The sequence below is a fragment of the Streptomyces sp. WAC04114 genome (assembly GCF_019733245.1).
In the GTDB taxonomy this organism is placed as follows: Bacteria; Actinomycetota; Actinomycetes; order Streptomycetales; family Streptomycetaceae; genus Streptomyces; species Streptomyces massasporeus_A.
Genome location: NZ_JAIGQA010000008.1, coordinates 73,570 through 96,170 on the forward strand (window position 1 = coordinate 73,570; position 22,601 = coordinate 96,170).

Sequence of the window (22,601 nt, forward strand, 5' to 3'; positions counted from 1 at the left end):
CACAGCGGTCACGATGGAAAATGTCACAGGAGACTCGGGAGGTCGTATGGCCGGGGACGCGAACGCCACCACGCTGACGCCCCCGGGCGCGGCCCCTCAGGAACAGGTGCCCGGGAACGTCCTGGTCTCCATCGGCGCCCTGCTCCTCGGCATGCTGCTGGCCGCCCTCGACCAGACCATCGTGTCCACCGCGCTGCCCACGATCGTCAGCGATCTCGGCGGCCTGGACCACCTGTCCTGGGTGGTCACCGCGTATCTGCTGGCCGCGACCGCCGCCACCCCGCTGTGGGGCAAGCTCGGCGACCAGTACGGGCGCAAGCGGCTGTTCCAGACGGCGATCGTGATCTTCCTGATCGGGTCCGCGCTGTGCGGCGCCGCACAGGACATGGCTCAGCTGATCGCCTTCCGGGCCCTGCAAGGGCTCGGCGGCGGCGGACTGATCGTGCTGTCGATGGCCATCGTCGGCGATCTGGTGCCGCCTCGCGAACGCGGCCGCTACCAGGGCCTGTTCGGCGCCGTGTTCGGCGCGACCAGCGTGCTCGGGCCGCTGCTCGGCGGCCTGCTCACCCAGCACCTGAGCTGGCGCTGGGTGTTCTACGTCAACCTGCCCGTCGGCGTCGTCGCGCTCGCCGTGATCGCCACCGTCCTGCACATCCCGCGCACGGCGCAACGGCACGTCATCGACTACCTCGGCACGTTCCTCATCGCAGCCGTCGCCACCTGCCTGGTGCTGGTCGCCTCGCTCGGCGGGACGACCTGGGCGTGGGGGTCCTGGCAGATCGTCGGCCTCGCGGTCCTGGGCGTCCTCCTCGCCGTCGCCTTCGTGGCCGTCGAGCGGCGGGCCGCCGAACCCGTCCTGCCGCTCAAGCTGTTCCGCGTACGCACCTTCACGCTCGCCGCCCTGATCAGTTTCGTCGTCGGGTTCGCCATGTTCGGCGCCATGACGTACCTGCCGACCTTCCTCCAGGTCGTGCAGGGCATCAGCCCGACCATGTCCGGTGTGCACATGCTCCCGATGGTGCTGGGCCTGCTGCTGGCCTCGACGGCCTCCGGGCAGATCGTCAGCCGCACCGGCCGCTGGAAGGTGTTCCCCATCGCCGGCACCGGCATCACCACGCTCGGGCTGCTCCTGCTCCACCAGCTCGACGAGCACAGCTCCACCGCCGAACTCAGCGGCTTCTTCTTCGTCTTCGGGCTCGCACTCGGCCTGGTGATGCAGGTTCTGGTGCTCATCGTGCAGAACGCCGTCCCCTACGAGGACCTGGGCGTGGCCACCTCCGGCGCGACCTTCTTCCGCTCCATCGGCGCCTCGTTCGGCGTCGCCGTCTTCGGCACGATCTTCGCGGGACGGCTCGGCGACCAGCTCACGGACGCCTTCCGGGGCGTCCGGCTCCCGCCCGGCATCTCCGTGGACACCCTGGAAGCCGACCCGCGAGGCATCGCCGCCCTCCCGTCCGGCCTGCGCCCGCCCGCCCTGCACGCCTACGCCGTCTCCATCACGGACGTCTTCCTCTACGCCGCCCCCGTCGCGCTCCTCGGCTTCGTCCTGGCCTGGTTCCTCAAGGAGGACCCGCTGCGCGGCTCGGTCACCGCGCCGGACGGCACCGAGACCCTCGCCAGCAACCCCGTCGAGCGGTCCTCGTACGACGAGGTGTGCCGGGCGCTGTCGGTGCTCGGCACCCGCGCGGGGCGGCGCGAGATCTACCGGAAGATCACCGCCCGGGCGGGCTACGACCTGCTGCCCGCCACCAGTTGGCTGCTGCTGCGGATGCGGCGCAACGGCTCCGTGGAGCCGGGCGTGCTCGCCGACACCATGCCCGTGCCGCTGACCGTGGTCATGGAGGCCGCCCGGCAGGCCGAGGAGCGCCGCCTCGCCGTGCGGCGCGGAGTCGACATGGTTCTGACCGACGAGGGGCGCGAGGTCGCCGGCCGGCTGGCCGAGGCCCGTGAGGAGTCCCTCGCCGAGCTGCTCGGCGACTGGTGGGGGCCGGACCGGCCGACCGACCTGGAGCGGCTCGTGCGGGAGCTGACCGGCGAACTGTGCGGATCGCGGCGCGAGCGGCCGTACAGCGTGGGCTCCACGCAGGAGAGGGCCTGAGCTCAGACCAGCTCCTTGCTGAACCAGTGCTCCGCGTACCGGTCCTCGTTGTGGGGTGTGGTCTCCGTGTAGCCGAGGCGGGCGTAGAGGCCGCGGGCCTCGACGAGGTCGCCGCGGGTGTCGAGGATCATCCGGGCGGCGCCGAGCGCGCGTGCGGCGTCCTCGGCGGCCCGGACCAGCAGCGGGGCGCCGCCCCGGCCGCGCATCGGCTCGTGCAGGAAGACCCGCGTGAGCTCGGCGGTCGTGCCGTCCAGCAGCCGTACGCCCGCGCTGCCGGCCGGCTCACCGTCGTACCGGGCGACGAGCAACCGCCCGCCCGGCGGGGCGAGATCGGCACCGGAGCCGGCGGCGATCTCCCGCTCCAGCTCCGCCGGGTCGGTCCGGCGCCCCTCGTGCAGCAGGTACCAGCGGTCGCTGACCTCGGTGTAATACGCCCGCCACAACGCGGCGGCGACAGGGGAGTCGTACGGTTCCGGGGCCACGGTCCAGGTCATGGACCGCATGGTGCGCACGCGCCCCACCGGACACGCAAGCGAATAGTCCCGGCCAAGTTTCGCGCCCCGGTTGCGCCCGACAGCCGTTTGGAGACGGGCTTTGCGGACACCCGACGGGCGAACCGGCTCGCGAGGAGAGCCGGTTGGGCGAGAACCCGGAAGGCATTCATGTCCACTGGCCTGATCATTGCTCTGATCGTGATAGCGGCGGTCGTCATCATCGCGGCCGTCATGACCCTGCGCGCCCGCGGGCCTCGGGGCGGCCCGAGCCTGAAGCGGCGCTTCGGACCCGAGTACGACCGGGCCGTGGCCCGGCACGACGGCGACGCCAAAGCCGCCGAGCGCGAACTGACCGAGCGCGTGCAGCGCCACGGCGATCTGCGCGAGCGGTCGCTGGAGCCGGCGCAGCGCGAGCAGTACGAGGCGCGCTGGATGGCCGCCCAGGAGCGGTTCGTCGACTCGCCGCGCGAGGCCGTCGCCGAGGCGGACCGGCTGCTCGCCGAGGTCGCCGGTGTCCGGGGCTTCCCGGACGGCGGGCAGTACGAGGAACAGCTGGCCGCGCTGTCCGTGCACCACGCCCACCACGTCGACGGCTACCGGCGCGTGCACCGCGCGGCGCATCTGCGCGCGGAGGACGCCCGGGACGGCGGCCAGGGTACGGAAGACATGCGTGAGGCCATGGTCGCGGCCCGCGCCCTGTTCGAGGAGCTGGTGAAGCCGGCCCGCCACGACGGTGACGGCCACACCGGCGGACGGCACGACGGCGGACGCGAGCGCGCCGCCCTGAACGGCGGCCGGAAGGCGCCGGCCCGCGGTGGTCACATGCCGTGGGCGATGAACCGACGTCAGGCGAAGGAGAGTTGAGGCAATGACCGACATGACCCGACCGCCCGGCGACCACACGCCGGACGCCCGCGGCGAGAGTGCCCTGGGCACCGGCCGCCGCACGACCGCACCGGGCACGGACCACGACACGGCCCGGGACCCGGACCTGGACCGCGGCGCCACGCGCGGCACCGACGCAGACCGTGGCGCCCCGCACGGCACCGACACCGACCGCGGCACCCCCCTCGGCACCGACGCGGACCGCGCCGCGGCGCACGGCACCGACGTACCCGCCGCCGACCGGCACGGCACCGACGCACCCGCTGCTGACCGATACGGCACCGACCTGCCCGGCACCGACCGGCACGGTACGCGCGACACGGAGCGGCTCGACACGCACGGCACCGGTCGGCACGACACGGACCGGCTCGGCGCCGGGGCACCCCGCGGGGACCACGGCACGGGTCCCGACAAGGTCGGCTCCGCCAAGAACCGGGCCCACCTCCTCGCCCACGACGACACCGACAAGTTCGGCTCGCAGTTGCAGCACGCTGTCGCCGGGTTCGTCGACGGGCCCCGGGCCGCCGTCGAGGAGGCGGACCACGTGCTGGAGGAGATCGCGGCCCGCTTCACCGAGGCCGTGACGCAGCGCCGTCGCACCCTGCGCCAGTCCTGGCAGTCCGTCGAGGGCGGCGAGGGCAAGTCGGTCTCGTCGGCCGACACCGAGCAGCTCCGGCTGGCCCTGAAGGACTACCGCGAGCTGGCCGAACGGCTGCTGCACGTGTGATCGGAGGGGGTGCGTCCCCCGGTCGTCAGTGCTCCGCCCGGCGTTCCCGCCACTGCCGTACGACGTCCTCGACGTCGTACGGCTTCTTTCCCAGCGGGGGGCCGGGCGGCGGCTTGAACATCATCTCGCGGACCTTGTCGTTGATCTCGCCGATGATCTTCCGGACGATGCGCTCCGAAGGGGCCGCGAGCGCGGCCTCCAGCGCGTCCTCCGCCTCCTTGCGCAGTGCCAGCGTGGGCGGGAGGACGGAGAAGCCCTCGCGGGCCATCTTCCGCTTGACCCACCACAGTTCGTCGTAGGTGCTCTCGATGTCGCGGGGGAGGGGTTCGCCCGCTCCCGGCAGCCGTTCGAACTCCCCGCGTTTCTCCGCGTCACGGATCTGCTTGTCGACCCAGGACTCGAAGTCGACGCCCGGTGGCTTTCGCTCGGTCATGAGGCCATTGTGCCGGACACCGTGCGGCCAGGCGTTCTATCATTCGGCGGGCTTGCAGTCCCACCCAGGACGTCTCGGACAAGGAGCGCACGTGCTCGAACTCACCATGGCCACCGTCGCGGAGGCGGAGGCGGGAGCCACGGCCGGCATGCTCATGGCCGACGCGCCGAGCGAGCCGGGCGCGGTGCTGCGGGTGGGCCGTGACAAGTCCGTGTGCCGGCTGAGCACGCCGGACGACTGGCTGTTCGTCTCCCGCGTCCACCTGGAGTTCCTGTGCGGGCCGGACGGGACCTGGCAGCTCACCTGGCTGCGCGGCTCCCAGCCCGACCCGTCCTCCGAAGTGCGGCTGACCATGGGGGAATACGTCCAGCCCCTCGCCTACGGTGGCACCGTCCCGCTGCCCAGGGGCGGCAGTGGCGAGATCATCATCCAGGACCGCACCGCCCCGCGCAGCGTCAACGTGGGCTTCTACCACGAGGTGTGACGGCGAGGCCGCATGCGGTGTCACGCCGGGCATCATGCCGCGTGACGGCAGGGCCTCAGATCGTCTGACAGAAGATCCTCACGCCAGCACGCGTGCCAGGGCGAAGCCGTCGTAGCCCTTCATGCCCACCGTCTGGATCGCGGTCCCGCTCAGCCTCGGGTGGGCGGCGATCAGCTCGATCGCGGTGCGGGTGCCCGTGACGTCCGGGGCGGTGCTGCCCGCGTCGACGACCCGGCCGCCCCGTACGACGTTGTCGAGGACGATCAGGCTGCCCGTGCTGGTGAGCCGGATCGCCCACTCCACGTAGTGCGGGTTGTTGGCCTTGTCGGCGTCGATGAAGACCAGGTCGAACGGGGGCGGGTTCTCGTCGGCCAGCTTGGGCAGCGACTCCAGGGCCGGACCCACCCGCACCTCGACCAGCTTGTCCAGGCCGGCGCGGGCGATGTTGCGGACGGCGACCTCGGCGTGCCGCGGGTCGTACTCCAGGGAGACCAGCCGCCCGTCGGCGGGCAGGGCGCGGCCCAGCCAGATGGTGCTGTAGCCGCCGAGCGTGCCGATCTCCAGGATGTGGCGGGCGCCCTGGATCTGGGCGAGGAGCTGCAGGAGCTTGCCCTGGTTTCCCGCGACGTTGATGTGCGGAAGCCCGGCGGCGTCGCTGTCCCGCAGGGCGGCCGCCAGGGCTTCGTCGTCCGGGGCGAGGTGGGAGGTGAAGTAGGCGTCGACCTCGTCCCAGACGTGCGACTCGCTCATGCGCCTCAACCTTTCGTCAGCATAGTTAGCATCCCTAACTACTGGCGCTGACGAAGATAGTTGGTGCGAGGGGCGCTGTCAGCGGGATCTCACTCGGCGTGTCGACCCGCCACCGAGGGCGCCGAGCCCGGCAGCGGCCGCCCGGCCGACTCCGCCATCCGCCACACGGCGAAACCGCCGATCACGGCCGCGGCCATCATGTAGTACGCGGGCATCATCATGTTCCCGGTCGCGCCGATCAGGGCCGTGACCACCAGCGGGGTCGTGCCGCCGAACAGGGACACCGAGACGTTGAAGCCGATCGACAGCGAGCCGTAGCGGACCTTCGTCGGGAACAGCGCCGGCAGCGCGGCGGGCATCGACGCCGTGAAGCAGACCAGCAGCATGCCGAGGGCGCCCATGCCGAGCGCGACCGCGAGCAGGCTGCCCTCGCGGATCAGCAGCAGGGCCGGGACGGACAGCAGCAGGAAGCCCGCGCAGCCGGTGGCCATCACCGGGCGGCGGCCGACGCGGTCGGTCAGCGCGCCGACGAACGGCTGGGCGATCATCATCGCGGCCATCACACCGAGGACGACCAGCAGACCGTGCGTCTCGTCGTAGTGGAGCTGGCCGGTCAGGTAGCTCGGCATGTACGACAGCAGCATGTAGTCGGTGACGTTGAAGACCAGCACCAGGCCGACGCAGAGCAGCAGCGCGCGCCACTGGCCGGTGACCATCTCGCGCAGCGGCGTCTTCGGGCGGTCGTTCTCGGCCTTCTCGGCCTCGGCCGCGAACGCCGGGGTCTCCTCCAGGCGCATCCGCAGGTAGAGGCCGATGATGCCCATCGGGCCCGCGATCAGGAACGGGATGCGCCAGCCCCAGGAGGTCAGATCGTCGGCGGAGAGCAGGGCGGTCATGATCGTGACCAGGCCCGCACCGCCGATGTAGCCGGCCAGCGTGCCGAACTCCAGCCAGCTGCCGAGGAAGCCGCGCCGCTTGTCGGGGGCGTACTCGGCGATGAACGTGGAGGCGCCCGCGTACTCGCCGCCGGTGGAGAAGCCTTGCACGAGCCGGGCCACCAGGAGCAGGATCGGCGCGCCGACACCGATCGTCGCGTACGACGGGATCAGACCGATCGCGAAGGTGCCCGCGGCCATCATGATCATGGTGAGGGCGAGGACCTTCTGGCGGCCGACGCGGTCGCCGAGCGGGCCGAAGACCATGCCGCCGAGGGGGCGGACCAGGAAGGCCGCGGCGAAGGCGCCGAACGTGGACAGCAGCTGGGCGGTGGGGTTGCCCGAGGGGAAGAAGACCTTGCCCAGCGTCACCGCGATGTAGCTGTAGACGCCGAAGTCGAACCACTCCATCGCGTTGCCCAGCGCGGCCGCCTTCACGGCGCGCTTGACGAGCGCGGGGTCGGTGACGGTGGGGTCGGGGGACTTCGCCGTGCGGGTCTTCACGAGGGACGCGGGGGCGACGACTGAGGCAGTCGACAAGACTCGCTCGCCTACCTTTCGACGGGGACAAGGACGCGGTCCCGCGCGGCGGCGCTGTCGTACGGGCCGAAAAAGCGACGATAGGCGGTTTTGATCCGCTTACGGGCGGTACGGAGTTGGCTGCATACTGCACGTAAATCGCTGCTGCGCTGGCGCTTCTGCCCAATGGAAAGCGGTTCACGGTCGATCTTCATGTGACCCTTATCGCTTCCGCCGGACGTGGTCACGTATTGCTTCCGCCGGACGTGGTCACGTATCGCTTCCGCCGGACGTGGTCACGCCGTCCGCGCACGGTCGACGCAGCCCGCGCCTCCTTCCCCGAAGTCGCACGCTCCCCATAGGGTGCGCAGGAGGAATACCCACATTCGGGACATATTGGATGTACTGGTGCGGGAGGCCGACGAGGCGTGGCGGATGCGGATCGCGGCGGCGGACGGCCGGCGGAGGGCTTCGAAGCGACGGCCGCCGGCGGGGCCCGCGCACGTCTGCGTGTCGCCCGCGTGGGCCTGTGGCTGATCGCCGCCGTCCTCGCCGCCCGGCAGGTGGCCGCCGTCCTCGCCACCCCGCGCGGTGAGCGGCTGACGGACCTGGAGACCTGGGTCGGGCCGAACGGCGTCCTGCACGTGAACGGCTCGCTGTACGACTCGACGCGCTTCACCGGCACACCCTTCGGCGGGCTCGTCCTCAAGCCGCTCACCCGTTCGGCCGAACAGGCCCTCGGCTGGGGCTGGACCTTCGGCACCCTGCTGCTCGTCGTCGCCCTCGGGCTGATCGCCGCCCGCGCCCTGCCCCAGCCGGTCAGCCGCCGCACGGCACTGCTGGCCGCGCCCGTCGCCGTCAGCCTGCTGATGCTTTCCCTGCCCGTGCGCAGCACGCTCTCGCTCGGCCAGACCAGCATCATCCCGGTCCTGCTCGTCCTGCTCGGCTGCTTCGCCGCCCGCGGCCAGCGCACCAGCGGCCTGCTCATCGGCCTCGCGGCGGCGCTCCAGCCGACGCTGCTGCTGTTCACGCCCCTGCTGTGGTGCACCGGCCGCAGACGCGCCGCGCTCGCCACCGGCGTGACCTTCGCCGTCGGCACCGGGCTTGCCTGGGCGGCGATGCCGCACGACTCCCACCGCTACTGGGTCCACCACATGGCGGGCGCCGGCCTCGGCGGCCCGGCCGACGACCTCGCCAACCAGTCTCTGCACGGCGCCCTGCTCCGACTCGGCCTGAACGGCCCCCTGGAGATCGCGCTCTTCCTGACACTCGGCGCGGCCGTCGCCGTCCTGGCCCTGCGCCGGGCCGTTCGCTACTTCGACGACGGACAGCTGCTGCTCGCCGTGGCGATCACCGGCTGCGCCGCGATCGTCGTCTCGCCCACGGCCTGGCAGCACCAGCTGCTGTGGGTGCTGCTCGCGGTCGTCGGCCGGGCCGGCACCAGCGCCGGCGACCGCTACGTGTGGCCGGTCGCCGTCGTCCTGGTCATGACGCTGCCGGCCGGCATGCTGCTGCCGGACATGGACGTCCTCCACCCGCTGCGGGACAACCTCGTCCTGCCGGCCGCGCTCGCCGCCGCGATCGCCGTGCCGTTCCTGCCCCGCGGCTCGCCCTTCTACCGCTCACCGAAGCCGGCCGCGTACGCGCCCGCAGCCGCATCCCGCTTCCGGCACGTGCCGCTGATGCCGTTCCTGCGCCGGGCCCTCACCAGGCCGAACCTCCTCCTCGAACTGCTCCTCCTGCGCGTCACCTACGCCGCCTACTCCCAGGTCCGCCTCGCCGCGGGCGGCGGCAGCAACTCCGCCGGCCGCGCGGAGGCCGAGCAGCACGGCAGGCAGGTCTACGACCTCGAGCGCGTCCTGCACCTCGACATCGAGCGCTGGGCCAACCACACCGTCGTCGGAATCGACTGGCTGCGGGACTTCCTCGACCAGTACTACACGTCGTTCCACTTCATCGTCCCGCTGGCCGTCCTCGCGGTCCTCTACTGGCGCCGCCCCGGCGACTACCGCTGGGCCCGCTCCGCCCTGGGCTTCGCCACGCTGCTCGCCCTGGTCGGCTTCTGGCTCTACCCCCTGGCCCCACCCCGCCTGATGCCGACGCTCGGCTTCATCGACACGGTGCACGGCGTCCAGGACTTCTCGAAGCCGGACTACGGCACGCTCACGGCCCTCACCAACCAGTACGCGGCCATGCCGTCCCTGCACTTCGGCTGGTCACTGTGGTGCGGCGTCGTGATCGCCCTCCTGGCGACGCGGTGGTGGCTGAAGGCGCTGGGGGTGCTGCATCCGCTGCTCACCTTCGCGTCCATCGTGGCGACGGCGAACCATTGGGTGCTGGACGCGGCGGGGGGAGCGGTGGTGGTGGCGGTGGGGTTCGGCCTCACGTATGTCCTCCAGGGGGCGCGGGCGCGGGCGGTGGTGACTGCCGACGGCGAGCGCACACCCACCCGAAGCCCCGTACGCGGCTGACAAGGTCCCGAGGCCCACGCCGCCTGACCTCACCGCCCCTCCCTGGCGCGGCCATCCCCGAGATGCAACCCGGTTGAGGGCCGCGCACGATGAGAAAGGGAAACCCTCAGTGGAGGTGATCGGGATGCGACGTGCGCTCATCGCCCTGGCGGCGCTGGCTGTGCCAATCTCCCTTGTGGGAGCACCGGCTGTAGCGGCATCACCTGGAACCTCTGCGACCGCCGTGGTGAAACCCGCCCAGGCCGCAGACAAGTTGAACCGTCCAGCAGCCCTGGTGGCCCAGGGCCCGGACGATGTATGTGATTTCACCATCAACCGACCGAACCTCCGTCTGGGGTCGTCCGGGGCGGTGGTCCAGCAGGCCCAGTGCTACCTGAACCAGGCGATCGACGCCGGTCTGGACGTGGACGGGGACTTCGGCCGAGTCACGCAAGCGGCGACGAGGGCCTTTCAGCAGTGTGCCGGCATCGTCGTGGACGGTCGTATCGGAGCCCAGACCTGGTCGTTCCTTTCCTTCTGGGCCAACGCGCCGGACGCTCCCTTCTGTTAGCGGGCCCCGCACTCGAACCACACGGTCTTCCCGCCCCCGGACCACAGCGACACGCCCCACTTGTCGGCCAGCGCGTCCAGCAGGAGCAGGCCCCGGCCGTTCTCCGACTCCGCGTCCAACGTCTCGGGCAGGCACGGCAGTTCATCGCTGCCGTCCGTGACCTCCACCCGTACGCCGGTGCGCTGCCGCAGCAACAGCAGCGCGCAGCGGCGGTCCGGGACGTGCCGTACGACGTTGGCGAGCAGTTCCGTCACGCCCAGTTCCACGGTGTCCGACAGCTCGGGCATGTCCCACTCGCCGAGGAACGAGCGGACGATACGGCGGATGTGGCGGGGGGCGTGTTCACCGACGGTGAGGCGCATCGCGTACTGGGCGGGAATGTATTCGTTCACGAGACGAGGCTGACGTGCGGTGACTACCCTCGGCTACGGAACGGATACAACCGGTTCCGTTGTGGACCGAGTTGCGTGAGAGGGGCTTCTGCCGTGACCCACATCAACGCCCTTGACCCGGGCGCGTCCCCGCTCGACTACTACGGCTTCGAGCTGCGGCGCCATCGAGAGGCCGCCGGCCTGACGCAGCGGCAGTTGGGGGACATCCTCAACTACACGGGCTCGCTGGTGGGCCAAATCGAGACGGCTCGGAAGGTTCCGACCCCCGAGTTCAGTGAGCGTGCGGATGCGGCGCTGGGCACGGACGGAATGTTCTCGAGGCTGGTGGAACTGGTGCTGCGGAGTCGGCTTCCGGCATGGTTCCAGCAGGTGGCCGAGCTGGAGATGCGGGCCACGGACATCAGCTCCTTCCAGACGCACATGGTGCTCGGGTTGCTCCAGACTCCGGGGTACGCACGGGCTGTGCTGGGCGCGTTGGATCAGACGGATCTCGAGGACCGTACGGCAGTACGTCTTGCTCGCCAGCGTGTCTTCGAGAAGGGGGAGCCGCCGGTCTTCTGGGCTGTCCTCAGTGAAGCTGCCCTGCGCTTGGAGATCGGTGGGCCGGAGGTGATGAGGGGGCAACTCGCGCATCTGTTGTCTTCCGAGAACAACCCTCGGATCAACGTTCAGGTGCTGCCGTTCTCGGCGGGTGCGCATGCCGGGCTGCAAGGCTCGTTCGACGTCTACCGCTTTTCGACCGACCCCGCCATCGTCTACACGGAGGGGTACGGCAGCGGGCAACCGACCGCCAACCCGGACACGGTCAAGGAGTGTTCGCTCCGTTACGATCACCTCCGGGCCGCCGCACTTTCCCTCAACGACTCGGCTGAGCTCATCCGGCGCGTAATGGAGGAACGGTATGGAGATGCAGTGGCGTAAGTCGTCCTACAGCGGCGACCAGGGTGGTCAGTGCCTCGAAGTCGCCGAAATGCCGGAGGACACTGTCGCCATACGCGACTCCAAGACCCCGGCGGGACCGATCCTCACCCTCGATCCCGCCGCCTTCACCACGTTCATCAACTGGACGTCTACAACCGCTGAATGATCGTGCCGGTGGCCAAGCCGCCCCCCGCGCACATGGTGATCAGCGCGAACTCCCTGTCGGTGCGTTCCAGTTCGTGAAGTGCCGTCGTGATGAGCCGGGCCCCGGTCGCCCCGACCGGGTGCCCGAGCGCGATCGCGCCGCCGTTGACGTTGACCTTGGACAGGTCCTGGTCGAAGACCCGTGCCCAGCTCAGCACCACCGACGCGAACGCCTCGTTGATCTCCACGAGGTCGATGTCCCTCAACGACATCCCGGCCTTGCCCAGCACGGCCTTCGTCGCGTCGATGGGGCCGTCGAGGTGGAAGTGGGGGTCGGATCCCACGAGGGCCTGGGCCACGATCCGGGCCCGGGGGCGGAGCTTCAGCGCCCGGGTCATCCGTTTCGACGCCCACATGATCGCCGCCGCCCCGTCGGAGATCTGCGAGGAGTTCCCGGCCGTGTGCACCGCCGTCGGCATGATCGGCTTCAGCGCGGCCAGCGCCTCCGCCGTCGTGTCGCGCAGGCCCTCGTCCTTGTCGACCAGGCGCCACATGCCCTGCCCGGCGTGCTGCTCCTCCTCGGTCGTGGGGACCTGGACCGCGAAGGTCTCTCGTTTGAAGCGCTCCTCCGCCCAGGCGTGGGCGGCCCGTTCCTGAGAGGCGAGGCCGAGGGCATCCACGTCCTCGCGGGTCAGGCCCCGGTGGCGGGCGATGCGCTCGGCCGCCTCGAACTGGTTGGGCAGGTCCACGTTCCACTCGTCGGGGAACGGCTTGCCCGGCCCGTGCTTCGAGCCCGACCCCAGTGGCACCCGGGACATCGACTCCACCCCGCAGGAGATGCCGACGTCGATCACCCCGGCGGCGACCATGTTGGCCACCATGTGCGAGGCCTGCTGGGAGGACCCGCACTGCGCGTCGACGGTCGTCGCGGCCGTCTCGTAGGGGAGCCCCATGGTCAGCCAGGCCGTGCGCGCGGGGTTCATGGACTGCTCGCCGGCGTGGGTGACCGTACCGCCGACGATCTGCTCCACGCAGTCGGCGGGGATGCCGGTGCGGCCGAGGAGTTCGCGGTAGGTCTCGCCCAGGAGGTAGGCGGGGTGCAGATTGGCGAGCGCGCCGCCGCGCTTGCCGATGGGGGTGCGTACGGCTTCGACGATCACGGGTTCGGCAGCCATGGGTGCGGGTCCTCTCCGGGAGGCTCAGCGGAACTAGTACGCGTTCTAGTTCTGCGAGTAGTGTGCTGAGGACCGCTCAGTGACCGCAATAGTCATGCGGGCAATTGGCGGGCCCGTGCCTCTTGCTACTTGTAGAACCCGTTACTACCGTCACCGCAACTCCGCACAGCTGATGGGCCGTCAGACCTCAGAGTCGGTACGAGTGGTGGGAGCCGCCCATGCCCTGTCCCGCGCTGCCCGACGGGTTCGACTTCACCGACCCCGACCTGCTGCACCATCGCGTGCCCCTGCCGGAGTTCGCGGAGCTGCGCCGGGCCGAACCGGTCTGCTGGGTGGCGCAGCCGACCGGTCTCGCCGGCTTCCAGGACGACGGCTACTGGGCGGTCACCCGGCACGCCGACGTCAAGTACGTCTCCACGCACCCGGAGTTGTTCTCGTCGTCCCTCAACACGGCGATCATCCGCTTCAACGAGCGCATCGAACGCGACGCCATCGACGCGCAGCGGCTGATCCTGCTGAACATGGACCCGCCGGAGCACACCCGGGTCCGGCAGATCGTGCAGCGCGGCTTCACGCCCCGGGCGATCCGGGCGCTGGAGGGCAGGCTGCGGGCACGGGCCCACTCCATCGTCGAGAACGCCCGCGCGCAGACCGGGCCGTTCGACTTCGTCACCCAGGTCGCCTGCGAACTGCCCCTCCAGGCGATCGCCGAGCTGATGGGCGTCCCGCAGGAGGACCGGGACAAGATCTTCGACTGGTCCAACAAGATGATCGCGTACGACGATCCCGAGTACGCGATCACCGAGGAGGTCGGCGCCGAGTCGGCCACGGAGATCATCGCCTACGCGATGAACATGGCCGCCGACCGCAAGCAGTGCCCGGCCCACGACATCGTCACCCAGCTCGTCGCGGCGGAGGACGAGGGCAACCTCAGCTCCGACGAGTTCGGCTTCTTCGTGCTGATGCTGGCCGTCGCGGGCAACGAGACCACCCGCAACGCCATCACCCACGGCATGCACGCCTTCCTCACCCACCCGGAACAGTGGGAGCTGTACAAGAGCGACCGCCCGGAAACTGCGGCCGAGGAGATCGTGCGCTGGGCGACCCCGGTCGCCGCCTTCCAGCGCACCGCCACCCAGGACACCGAACTCGGCGGCAAGCGCATCCGCCAGGGCGACCGGCTGGGCCTCTTCTACGCCTCCGCCAACCACGACCCGGAGGTTTTCGACGACCCGGACACCTTCGACGTCACCCGCGACCCCAACCCGCACCTCGGATTCGGCGGCGGCGGGCCGCACTACTGCCTGGGCAAGTCCCTGGCCGTGCTGGAGATCAACCTCATCTTCAACGCGATCGCCGACGCCATGCCCGGGCTCAGGCTCGTCGGGGATCCGCGCCGGCTGCGGTCGGCGTGGATCAACGGGGTGAAGGAGCTTCCGGTGAGCACCGGCTGACGGTGAACCCTGCCGGTGGGGCGGAGGTCACAGCGGCGTTCTCGCCGCGCACGTCCACGGGAGCCGGGAGATCAGCCAGCCGTCACCCAGGGGGGCTCCGTCGGCGGTGAGCAGGATTCCCGAACGCGCCCGCACGGCGTCCGTCAGCGCCGTTCCATGCGGTGCGTGATCCTCGGACACGGCCTGCGCGAGTGCCGTGAGAGCGGCTCTGGCACGGCGTACCGCGCACGTCTGGGGGTGAATGGCCCACACCTCGCGGCCCGATGCCGCCTGACGCAGGTGAGCGAACGAGGCCAGCCCGCAGTCCGTCGGCATGAGGACGGGACCCGTGCCCCGCAGGAAACGCGCGAACCGGTCCTGCGGCGCCAGCACCGCCAACGCGCCACCGGGGCCCGGCGCGAGCCCCGCCCTCCCGGCCTCCTCGACGACCGCGCGCCCGAGCGCGCTCCAGCGGGGCCCGTCGTCCGGGGCGACGGCGAGCGCGCTCACGCCGAGGGCCGTCGCCGCCTCGACGATCCTGCGGGCCAGCACGTCCCCGTCCGGTGCCCAGCTCAGCGCGGGCGCCCCGGCTCTGACGAAGGGAAGCAGACAGGGGAGCCGGGCGGCTCGGTACACCGGCAGGGCCCTGCGGGCGTCCTCCGTGTCGCTGTGGCCGACGACGGCCGCGTGTCCGGCGCAGGCCACGGTCCGGGCGACCTCCGGCGCCTCGTCGTAGACGTGCCACTCGGCGGCGTCCGGGCGGGCCCTGCGGATCCGTTCCAGCTGGCCGAGGAGAGCGGCTCCCCAGTCCGTGCGCGGCCCGGTCAGCGGCGCGACGACGGCGATGCTCGGTCTGGCCACCCGGTCAGCCCCAGATCAGTGAGTCGCCGCTGGTCACGACGGCCCGGGTCTCGGTCGCGGTCGCCGCGGCGCTCTGCACGCCACCGAGGACGAGGGCGGCGGCGAGAAGCGCGAACAGGCCACGGAGCAGCTGGGAAGCGGACATGAGGGTCCCCCTGGGTGATCGTCGCTCGACGGGCGTCGAGTCACTGGTCGGTCGGTGCGTGGTCGGCGGCGACCGCTGGGCGATCATCATGATCCGGCGGAACCGTCCGCGGCCATCCGGAGGGAGGTCCGGCACCGGCCATGTCCAGGGGCGGACGGCGCGCGGAGCACGGTGGGCAGCCGTCCGTCGCTCGTCCGTTCAGCCATCCACGGCGGTCCGAATGGCGGACCACGGCTTTCCCGCTGCGGGGGCCCTTCCTAAGATCCCCGAGGGAGCGCTTCACGGGGGACAGCGCTCGTCACTCAGTAGGGGGACCCATTCCGGTGGACGTGCGTGCCCGAGCCCAGGAGCTCTACCGCCTCGCTCTCGACAACGCGGACTGGAACCCGCAGACCCTCACCGAACACCGCGGCTGGAGCGGGAGCGAGCTCGCCGACGCGCTTCAACTGCTCGGTGAATTCGGCCTGTTGGTGCCGTCGTCGGGTCACCGCAACGGCTGGACGGCCCTCGCCCCGGACACCGCACTGCGCAAGCTGCTCCTCGACGAGGAGCAGCACACGGACGCCCTGCTGAGCGCCGTCCGGCAGACCCGCACCGCGCTCGCCCAGGTGTTGGCGGACTTCCAGCCGGTGTACGCCCGGGAGTTGGCCTCCGTTCAAATGGAGGTGGTCAATGGTATGGCCAACGTATCCGCGGTTCTGGAGGACGCCTCACGGCGGGCGGAGGAGGAAGTGCTGTCCCTGCACCCCGGTCGCCCGCTGCCCGCGGAGATGGTGGAGGCGGGGCTCGAACGCGACCGGCTCGTGCTGGGCCGCGGCGTGCGGATGCGGACGATCCATCTGCGCTCGGCGGCCTCCGCCCCCCACATGACGGCGTATCTGCGGCGGCTGAACGGTGCGGGCGCCCAGGTCCGCACCGCGCACACCCTGCCCATGCGGCTCATCGTGGTGGACGGCTCGCTGGCGATCGTGCCGGCGTCCCGGACCGCGGACGGGGAGATCGCCGCCATCGTGCTACGCGGCGAGACGCTGGCCGGGGTGTTCCGGGGGATCTTCCAGCACAGCTGGGAAAGCGCCACCGTGCTGACCGAGTCGGCGACCGACAGCCCCGAGGGCGACTGGCACCCGACCGGCCGCCACCGTGAGCTGGTGCGGATGCTAGGAGGCGGACTCACCGACGAGGCGATGGCCCGCAAGCTCGGGGTCTCCGAGCGCACGGTCCGCCGCCTTGTCTCCGAACTGACCGAACGGCTAGGAACGGCCAGCCGGTTCCAGGCCGGTGTCTGCGCCGTCCGGCTCGGCTGGCTCGACGACTGACGTCTGCCGGGGGGCGGCCGCGCTGCGGCCCCACGCCGTGCCCGCGAGCACGAGAAGCGCACCCAGCAGCCCCAGCCAGCCCGGCCGGTCTCCCGCGAGGGTGACTCCGACGACGGCGGCCCACACCGGCTCGGTGCCCAGCAGCAGGCTGACCCGGGAGGGCGACGTACGGCGTACGGCCCACATCTGCACGAAGAACGCGAACAGGGTGCAGAACACCGACAGATAGAGCAGCCAGAGCCAGTCCCCGGCGTCCAGATCCGCCGCGGCGGCCCACGTGGTGCTGCCGGTGCCGGGCAGCGTGGACAGCACCGCGAACACCGCGACCGCGCCGCCCAGTTGCACCGTGGTCATCGACATCGAGTCCGCGCCCTGCACCGACCGCATGCGCGACATCGCCAGCACGTGCACCGTACGGGCCACGGCCGCGCCCAGCATCAGCAGATCACCGAGGGACGGCGCGGTGAACCCGGCGCCCTGGGTGAGGAGCAGCACACCCAGCACCGACAACCCCGCTGCCGCCAGGAACGACCGGGAGGGCCGCCTGCCCGTGAACCGGCTCTCCGCGAGCGGCGTGAAGATCATGGTGAGGCTGATGATGAGCCCGGCGTTGGTCGCCGAGGTGTGCACGACGCCGTACGTCTCCAGCAGGAAGATCCCGGAAAGGATCAGCCCGAGGACGCCGGCGCCCCGCAGCTGCGCCCCGTCCAGCGCCCTGAGCTTGCGCCACCCGGTGCCGACCAGGACCGGCAGCACCACGCCGAACCGCAGGACGAGCACGGCCAGCACGGTCTGCGCCGTGGTGACCTCCTTGGCGGCGAGATAACTGGAGCCCCACACCACCGCGACCAGCAGGACGGGCAGATCGGTCAGCCAGGCGCGGCGGGCCGCGTTGACGGTCATGGGGGGCTCCTAGGGCAGCGGACGGTTGAGGTCGGAGGGCGGGGTGGCTCAGCGCGCCGTGTAGGCGATCACCAGGACGTCGCGGTGGGCGGCGAGTTCGGGGTCCACCGGGCGCACCGGGGTCACCGAGTGCAGCGTGCGGCGGTCGTCGCCCAGCAGGAGGTCACCGGGCTCGGACAGGGTAACGGTGAGCAGGTGTTCGCCCGCGTCGGTGTACACCCCGCTCTCACCGCCGGTGACGTTGCGGCGGCCGATGAGCAGCGAGGTGATGAAGGTGACGCCGTCTCGGTGCCGGCCCTCGGGCGCGGGCTGTCCCTGCTGGTCGGCGGAGGCGCTGATGCGGTAGGGGTGCAGTTTCACGTTCCATGACGCCCTGCCGTCGACGTCCGTGAAGATCTGGCCGAGTTCGACGAGGACGGAACGCAGCAGCGGGTCATCGGTGAAGGACTCCGTCAGCGGGTCGAAGACGCGCTCGATGCCGCCGTTGAGCGGATTGATGTCCGATTCCTGACGGTACGGCGTGTGCGGGAGCAGGGTGAGGTCGCCCGCGGCCGGGTCGAGCTCGAACTGGCCGTAGCGGCGGTACCGGTACGTGCCTCCGTCGGCCATGTACGTGTCCAGGGTGAGCTCGTCCCAGTGGGCGGCGAACCGCGCCCAGTCGGCGGCGCCGACACCGGCGAGCGCGGAGAGCTGCGCGGAGGGCATCAGATGACCGCCGGGCCCGGCGAGGGCGTTGACGGCGTCGTCGGCGGCGGGGTGACGGGTGGCGGCAGTGGTCATGGCGTACTCCGTGGGTGAGACCCGCGGTGGGGGTCCGCGAGTGGAGGAGCGGTGAGAGGGAGGGAGCAGAGGGTCAGACGGCGGCGAGCACCGGGTGGGCCGCGGGGGCGAACGGCGCCGACTCCGCGCTGATCGCCCGCTCCTCCCATGCCTCCCGGTCGCGCAGATACAGGGGGGCTCCGACGGTGATGGAGCGCGTGTCGGCACCGCCGCTGCGCAGCCGCCAGGTCACGGACCCGGTGGTGCGGGCGGCGCAGGCGTCGATGAACACCTGTGCCGCGAGTCGCAGTTCGCCGAACCAGCGGCCTTCGAGGGCCTCACGCGTCCAGACCTGCTCCAGATGCCGCTTCTCGCGGATGAGTTCGGCGTCCAGGCAGGCGCTCTCGATGTGCCGGTAGCCGCTGAGCAGGAGCCAGGCGGCGGGCATCTCCCGGATCTCGAGGACCTTCTCGCCGTGGTCGAGGTGCTCCAGGCCGGAGTAGCGGCCGAGTCCGTACGCGCCGACCCTCCGGTTGAGGCGGTCGATCAGCCCGGTCAGCGGCAGCGGCTCTCCGTCGAGAGCGACGGGCAGTCCCTGCTCGAAGGTGACGGTGAGGGTGTCGGTGTCGCCGGGGAGCGCGGTCGGCCGGCTCCAGGTGTACATCTCCTCGGGGACCTCATGGAGTTCGGGGTCGTCGAGGATGCCCGACTCGAACTCGCGGCACCACAGGTTGGAGTCGCCGCTGACGATCCGCCCGGCGAGCAGATCGATGCCGGCGTCGCGCAGTTCGGCGAGCTTTTCGTCGCGCGAGACGGGAGCGAGGTCGTAGGGGCTTCCGAACATGCCCTCGTAGCCGAGCAGCGTCAGCGCCCCGTTGAGGCGGCGCAGGGTGTTCTGGGAGCGGTTGGCGGTGTGCAGCAGGGCCTGCGCGCCGAGCGCACGGGCCAGTTCGACCGCGCTGTGGGCTATCAGCGGACGGCTCAGCGTGGAGCTGACGGGGTGGATCCCGAGGTACACGGCCTGGGCAGCGATCGCGGGAGCGACGTACGCTTCGGCGAACTCGGCCCGCCGGTCGAGGATGTGGATCGTCGCGCCGAGCGCATCGGCGACCTGGCGTTTGTAGGTACTGGACTCGTCCTCGCCGATGTCGACGCTCACGGCGTGCACCTCGCGGATGCCCATCCGTCGCAGCCGCAGCAGCAGATACGAACTGTCGAGCCCCCCGCTGAACAGTGTCACCACGGGGCGGTCCGGGTCCAGGGAGTCGAGCTGCGAGAAGGAACGTATGAGCGGGGAACGCATGGCCTCTCCAACCTCTGCACTGGTCACAGACAAGGAGACTTCCGTGCGGACCCCCGCCCGAACAACGCATCCCGGGGTCCGCGCCCGGCCATGTCCGGACCCGGACGCGGAGCTTCAGGCCGATCACAAGTGGAAAAGGCGACGGCCCCGGGGATCAGGGGGCCGCCGCCTTCGGTCCAGAGGAACAGCTCCTGCGGCTGTCCGCAATGTCCCCCCTGCTATGAGTCGTCGTATCCGGGACGAAGGTTCCGGCTGGGACCTGGTGCGCCCTCCACGGCCTCGCTTCGTAGGTGACCCGGGTCATGTGGGGCGCTTCACTGCCGGGGCGCCTCGAACGTGACCGGCGTCTCGAAGGCCGCCCGGCGCGTGGCCCGGCGCAGCGCCCGGAGCACCGCCGGGCCGAGGGTGAGCGTCAGGACGACCGTGACGACGGCCCGGCCCAGGTCCCAGCCCAGCGACGTGGCCAGGCAGTACGCGACGAAACGGGCCAGGTTCGAGGCGAGCGGCGCCTGCGGGTCGAAGGCCACGTTCGAGGCGAGGGCGCTCATGAAGGGCCAGCCGGCCATGTTCATCACCGTGCCGTACGCGAACGCGGCGAGGAAGCCGTAGCCGGACAGCATCGCGAGTTCGCCCCGGCCGCGCAGCCGGTCCGGGCCTGGCAGCAGGCCCGCGCCCATCGCGAACCAGCCCATCGCCAGCATCTGGAACGGCAGCCACGGCCCGACCCCGCCCGTGAGCAGCGCGGACGCGAACATCGTCACCGAGCCGAGGACGAACCCGAAGCCCGGGCCGAGCACCCGGCCGCTCAGCACCATCAGGAAGAACATCGGCTCGATACCGGCCGTCCCGGCGCCGATCGGCCGCAGCGCCGCTCCCGTGGCGGCCAGCACGCCGAGCATCGCGACCGCCTTCGGGCCCAGACCGGACTCCGAGATCGCCGCGGCCACGACCGCCACGAGCAGCACCAGCACGCCCGCGAAGAGCCAGGGCGCGTCCTGCGCGTGCGCGCCGATCCGCGAGGTGGGCGGGGCGAGGAAGGGCCAGCCGAAACCGGCCACCCCCACCGCGCTGACCAGGGTCAGCGCGGCGACGGAGCGGGGGCCGAGCCGGACGGCCCGGGCCTGGCGCTGCGCGGGCGGGCGGGTGGTCGCCTGGAGACTCATCGGCCGGTCTCCTCCAGTGCCGCGCGGACCTGGGCGACCGTGAGCCAGTGCTGGGGCGCCAGGATCTTGGTGACCTGCGGGGCGAAGGACGGCGAGGAGACGACGACGTCCGCCGTCGGGCCGTCCGCGATCACCTCGCCCTCGGCCAGCAGCACCACCCGGTGGGCGAGCTCGGCCGCGAGCTCCACGTCGTGCGTGGCCAGGACGATGGCGTGCCCCTCGGCGGCCAGCGCGCGCAGCACCGTGACCAGGCGGGCCTTTGCCGCGTAGTCCAGGCCCCGGGTCGGCTCGTCCAGCAGGAGCAGCGGGGGCCGGGCCGTCAGCACGACGGCCAGGGCGAGCGCCAGCCGCTGCCCTTCCGAGAGGTCCCGGGGGTGGGTGTCGTCGGTGACGCCGGGCAGCAGCTCGGTGACCAGGGCCCGGCAGGTGCCGGGGTCGGCGCCGGCGTCCTGGTCGGCCGCCGCGCACTCGGCGGCGACGGTGTCGGCGTAGAGCAGGTCGCGGGGTTCCTGGGGGACGAGGCCGACCTTGCGGACGAGGTCCTTCGGAGGGGTGCGGTGGGGGGTGGCTTCGCCGACTCGGACGGTTCCGGAGCTGGGCTTGACGAGGCCTACGAGGGAGTTGAGCAGGGTGGATTTTCCGGCGCCGTTTCTGCCCATGAGGGCGATGGTTTCGCCGGGGGTGATCGTGAGGGTGATGTCGTGCAGGGCTTGGATGCGGGCGCGGGTGACCGAGAGGGCCTGGATGTGGGCGGCGCCTTCTGGGGTGGGTTGTGCGGGTCGTTTGCGGGTGCGGGCCGCATGTGGTTGATCGCGCAGTTCCCCGCGCCCCTGAGGGACGTGCTCCAGCCGTTGCTTGAGATCCGCTGCCCTGCGGCGGGCGTCGCGGACCGTCAGGGGCAAGGGGGTCCAGCCCGCCAGGCGGCCCAGGGCCACCACCGGGGGGTACACCGGGGACACGGCCATCACTTCGGCCGGGTCGCCCAGGATCGGGGGTGCGCCGGGGGAGGGGAGCAGGACGACCTGGTCGGCGTACTGGATGACGCGTTCCAGGCGGTGTTCGGCCATGAGGACGGTCGTGCCGAGGTCGTGGACGAGGCGCTGGAGGACCGCCAGCACCTCCTCGGCGGCCGCCGGGTCCAGCGCGGAGGTCGGCTCGTCCAGGACGAGGACGCTCGGGTGCGGGGTGAGGACCGAGCCGATCGCGACGCGCTGCTGCTGGCCGCCGGAGAGCGTGGCGATCGGCCGGTCGCGCAGGCCGGCCATGCCGAGCAGGTCCAGCGTCTCCTCGACGCGGCGGCGCATCACGTCCGGGGCGAGGCCCAGTGACTCCATGCCGTAGGCCAGTTCGTCCTCGACGGTGTCGGTGACGAAATGGGAGAGCGGGTCCTGGCCGACCGTGCCCACCACGTCTGCCAGCTCGCGCGGCTTGTGGGTGCGGGTGTCGCGGCCGGCGACCGTGACCCGGCCGCGCAGGGTGCCGCCGGTGAAGTGCGGGACGAGCCCGCTGACCGCGCCCAGGACCGTGGACTTGCCGACGCCGGACGGACCTGCCAGCAGGACGAGTTCGCCTTCCGGGACCTCGAAGTCGATGCCCCGGACGGTGGGTCCGGGAGCCCCGTCGTACGTCACGGAGACATCCTCGAAGCGAATCACGACGGCTCCTTGGGATCGGGGGCGACGAACGCGGGCAGCAGGCCGAGCAGGACGGCCGCGGCCGGCCAGAGGGGGAGGGCCGGGG

At 71.5% G+C, this 22,601-nt stretch carries 24 protein-coding genes; 10 read left to right on the forward strand and 14 right to left on the reverse strand.

All coding sequences use genetic code 11. From position 1 onward, the window contains the following. Positions 1–46 precede the first annotated feature (46 nt). Complete coding sequence (locus K4G64_RS04630) at positions 47–2,098, forward strand: MFS transporter (protein WP_221754719.1); 2,052 nt, start codon at positions 47–49, stop codon at positions 2,096–2,098. A gap of 2 nt (positions 2,099–2,100) precedes the next feature. On the opposite strand, the gene K4G64_RS04635 is transcribed toward K4G64_RS04630, so the two are convergent. After that, positions 2,101–2,592: a GNAT family N-acetyltransferase gene (locus K4G64_RS04635; protein ID WP_221754720.1), complete on the reverse strand. Its 492-nt coding sequence runs from the start codon at positions 2,590–2,592 to the stop codon at positions 2,101–2,103. A gap of 168 nt (positions 2,593–2,760) precedes the next feature. Between K4G64_RS04635 and K4G64_RS04640 the strand changes: the two genes are divergently transcribed. Together K4G64_RS04640 and K4G64_RS39825 are read left to right on the forward strand one after the other, a co-directional pair. After that, the gene (locus tag K4G64_RS04640; RefSeq protein WP_221754721.1) at positions 2,761–3,456 is read left to right on the forward strand and encodes a hypothetical protein; all 696 of its coding nucleotides are present in this window, start codon (positions 2,761–2,763) and stop codon (positions 3,454–3,456) included. A 4-nt stretch (positions 3,457–3,460) separates the two neighbouring features. Then, complete coding sequence (locus K4G64_RS39825) at positions 3,461–4,204, forward strand: hypothetical protein (RefSeq protein ID WP_260460007.1); 744 nt, start codon at positions 3,461–3,463, stop codon at positions 4,202–4,204. Between the two features lie 25 nt (positions 4,205–4,229). Here the strand turns inward: K4G64_RS39825 and K4G64_RS04650 are convergent, their stop codons facing one another. Further along, a complete protein-coding gene (locus tag K4G64_RS04650) occupies positions 4,230–4,637 on the reverse strand; it encodes a DUF1992 domain-containing protein (protein WP_221754722.1) in 408 nt (135 codons plus the stop codon). A 91-nt stretch (positions 4,638–4,728) separates the two neighbouring features. Here K4G64_RS04650 and K4G64_RS04655 point away from each other — a divergent pair, with 91 nt between their 5' ends. Further along, positions 4,729–5,121, forward strand: a complete 393-nt coding sequence (locus K4G64_RS04655; protein ID WP_190898339.1) for an FHA domain-containing protein — start codon at positions 4,729–4,731, stop codon at positions 5,119–5,121. Positions 5,122–5,199: 78 nt separating this feature from the next. Here K4G64_RS04655 and K4G64_RS04660 read toward each other — a convergent pair whose 3' ends face one another. From K4G64_RS04660 to K4G64_RS04670, 3 genes are all read right to left on the reverse strand, one after another. Continuing rightward, on the reverse strand, positions 5,200–5,871 hold the full coding sequence (locus tag K4G64_RS04660) for an O-methyltransferase (protein ID WP_221754723.1): 672 nt from the start codon (positions 5,869–5,871) through the stop codon (positions 5,200–5,202). 89 nt (positions 5,872–5,960) lie between these two features. Further along, complete coding sequence (gene proP, locus K4G64_RS04665; RefSeq protein WP_221754724.1) at positions 5,961–7,346, reverse strand: glycine betaine/L-proline transporter ProP; 1,386 nt, start codon at positions 7,344–7,346, stop codon at positions 5,961–5,963. 11 nt (positions 7,347–7,357) lie between these two features. Beyond that, positions 7,358–7,540 carry a hypothetical protein gene (locus tag K4G64_RS04670; protein WP_221754725.1) on the reverse strand — a complete coding sequence of 61 codons (183 nt, stop codon included), beginning with the start codon at positions 7,538–7,540 and terminating at the stop codon, positions 7,358–7,360. Between the two features lie 213 nt (positions 7,541–7,753). Here K4G64_RS04670 and K4G64_RS04675 point away from each other — a divergent pair, with 213 nt between their 5' ends. Both K4G64_RS04675 and K4G64_RS04680 read left to right on the forward strand, forming a co-directional pair. After that, positions 7,754–9,796 (forward strand): phosphatase PAP2 family protein, encoded by a 2,043-nt coding sequence (locus tag K4G64_RS04675; RefSeq protein ID WP_221754726.1) that lies wholly within the window; start codon positions 7,754–7,756, stop codon positions 9,794–9,796. Between the two features lie 109 nt (positions 9,797–9,905). Then, entirely contained in the window at positions 9,906–10,346 is a 441-nt protein-coding gene (locus K4G64_RS04680) for a peptidoglycan-binding protein (protein ID WP_221754727.1), read from the forward strand. Here the strand turns inward: K4G64_RS04680 and K4G64_RS04685 are convergent. After that, positions 10,343–10,738, reverse strand: coding sequence for an ATP-binding protein (locus K4G64_RS04685; protein ID WP_308122227.1), 396 nt, complete (start codon positions 10,736–10,738; stop codon positions 10,343–10,345). The genes K4G64_RS04680 and K4G64_RS04685 overlap by 4 nt on opposite strands. Positions 10,739–10,831: 93 nt before the next feature. On the opposite strand from K4G64_RS04685, the gene K4G64_RS04690 reads away from it, so the two are divergent. Together K4G64_RS04690 and K4G64_RS04695 are read left to right on the forward strand one after the other, a co-directional pair. Then, positions 10,832–11,659 carry a helix-turn-helix transcriptional regulator gene (locus K4G64_RS04690; RefSeq protein WP_221754728.1) on the forward strand — a complete coding sequence of 276 codons (828 nt, stop codon included), beginning with the start codon at positions 10,832–10,834 and terminating at the stop codon, positions 11,657–11,659. Then, positions 11,640–11,825, forward strand: a complete 186-nt coding sequence (locus K4G64_RS04695; protein ID WP_221754729.1) for a DUF397 domain-containing protein — start codon at positions 11,640–11,642, stop codon at positions 11,823–11,825. The genes K4G64_RS04690 and K4G64_RS04695 overlap by 20 nt, the downstream gene beginning before the upstream one ends. Here K4G64_RS04695 and K4G64_RS04700 read toward each other — a convergent pair. Continuing rightward, entirely contained in the window at positions 11,809–12,978 is a 1,170-nt protein-coding gene (locus K4G64_RS04700) for a steroid 3-ketoacyl-CoA thiolase (RefSeq protein ID WP_221754730.1), read from the reverse strand. The two genes, K4G64_RS04695 and K4G64_RS04700, sit on opposite strands and share 17 nt — an antisense overlap. 218 nt (positions 12,979–13,196) lie before the next feature. Here K4G64_RS04700 and K4G64_RS04705 point away from each other — a divergent pair, with 218 nt between their 5' ends. Further along, entirely contained in the window at positions 13,197–14,432 is a 1,236-nt protein-coding gene (locus K4G64_RS04705) for a cytochrome P450 (RefSeq protein ID WP_221754731.1), read from the forward strand. A gap of 27 nt (positions 14,433–14,459) precedes the next feature. Here the strand turns inward: K4G64_RS04705 and K4G64_RS04710 are convergent, their stop codons facing one another. After that, positions 14,460–15,272: an ABC transporter substrate-binding protein gene (locus K4G64_RS04710; RefSeq protein WP_221754732.1), complete on the reverse strand. Its 813-nt coding sequence runs from the start codon at positions 15,270–15,272 to the stop codon at positions 14,460–14,462. Between the two features lie 4 nt (positions 15,273–15,276). Continuing rightward, on the reverse strand, positions 15,277–15,417 hold the full coding sequence (locus K4G64_RS04715) for a hypothetical protein (RefSeq protein ID WP_161366906.1): 141 nt from the start codon (positions 15,415–15,417) through the stop codon (positions 15,277–15,279). A 329-nt stretch (positions 15,418–15,746) separates the two neighbouring features. Between K4G64_RS04715 and K4G64_RS40960 the strand changes: the two genes are divergently transcribed. Then, positions 15,747–16,733 (forward strand): LuxR C-terminal-related transcriptional regulator, encoded by a 987-nt coding sequence (locus K4G64_RS40960; RefSeq protein WP_308122229.1) that lies wholly within the window; start codon positions 15,747–15,749, stop codon positions 16,731–16,733. On the opposite strand, the gene K4G64_RS04725 is transcribed toward K4G64_RS40960, so the two are convergent. The 5 genes from K4G64_RS04725 to K4G64_RS04745 form a co-directional block, all read right to left on the reverse strand. Beyond that, positions 16,668–17,636 (reverse strand): DMT family transporter, encoded by a 969-nt coding sequence (locus tag K4G64_RS04725; protein WP_221754734.1) that lies wholly within the window; start codon positions 17,634–17,636, stop codon positions 16,668–16,670. The two genes, K4G64_RS40960 and K4G64_RS04725, sit on opposite strands and share 66 nt — an antisense overlap. A gap of 48 nt (positions 17,637–17,684) precedes the next feature. Continuing rightward, complete coding sequence (locus K4G64_RS04730) at positions 17,685–18,416, reverse strand: 2OG-Fe dioxygenase family protein (protein ID WP_221754735.1); 732 nt, start codon at positions 18,414–18,416, stop codon at positions 17,685–17,687. A 73-nt stretch (positions 18,417–18,489) separates the two neighbouring features. Next, positions 18,490–19,698 (reverse strand): argininosuccinate synthase-related protein, encoded by a 1,209-nt coding sequence (locus K4G64_RS04735; RefSeq protein WP_221754736.1) that lies wholly within the window; start codon positions 19,696–19,698, stop codon positions 18,490–18,492. A 314-nt stretch (positions 19,699–20,012) separates the two neighbouring features. Next, positions 20,013–20,861: an ECF transporter S component gene (locus K4G64_RS04740; protein ID WP_221754737.1), complete on the reverse strand. Its 849-nt coding sequence runs from the start codon at positions 20,859–20,861 to the stop codon at positions 20,013–20,015. Beyond that, positions 20,858–22,516 (reverse strand): ABC transporter ATP-binding protein, encoded by a 1,659-nt coding sequence (locus K4G64_RS04745; RefSeq protein ID WP_221754738.1) that lies wholly within the window; start codon positions 22,514–22,516, stop codon positions 20,858–20,860. The genes K4G64_RS04740 and K4G64_RS04745 overlap by 4 nt, the downstream gene beginning before the upstream one ends. Positions 22,517–22,601: the final 85 nt, after the last annotated feature.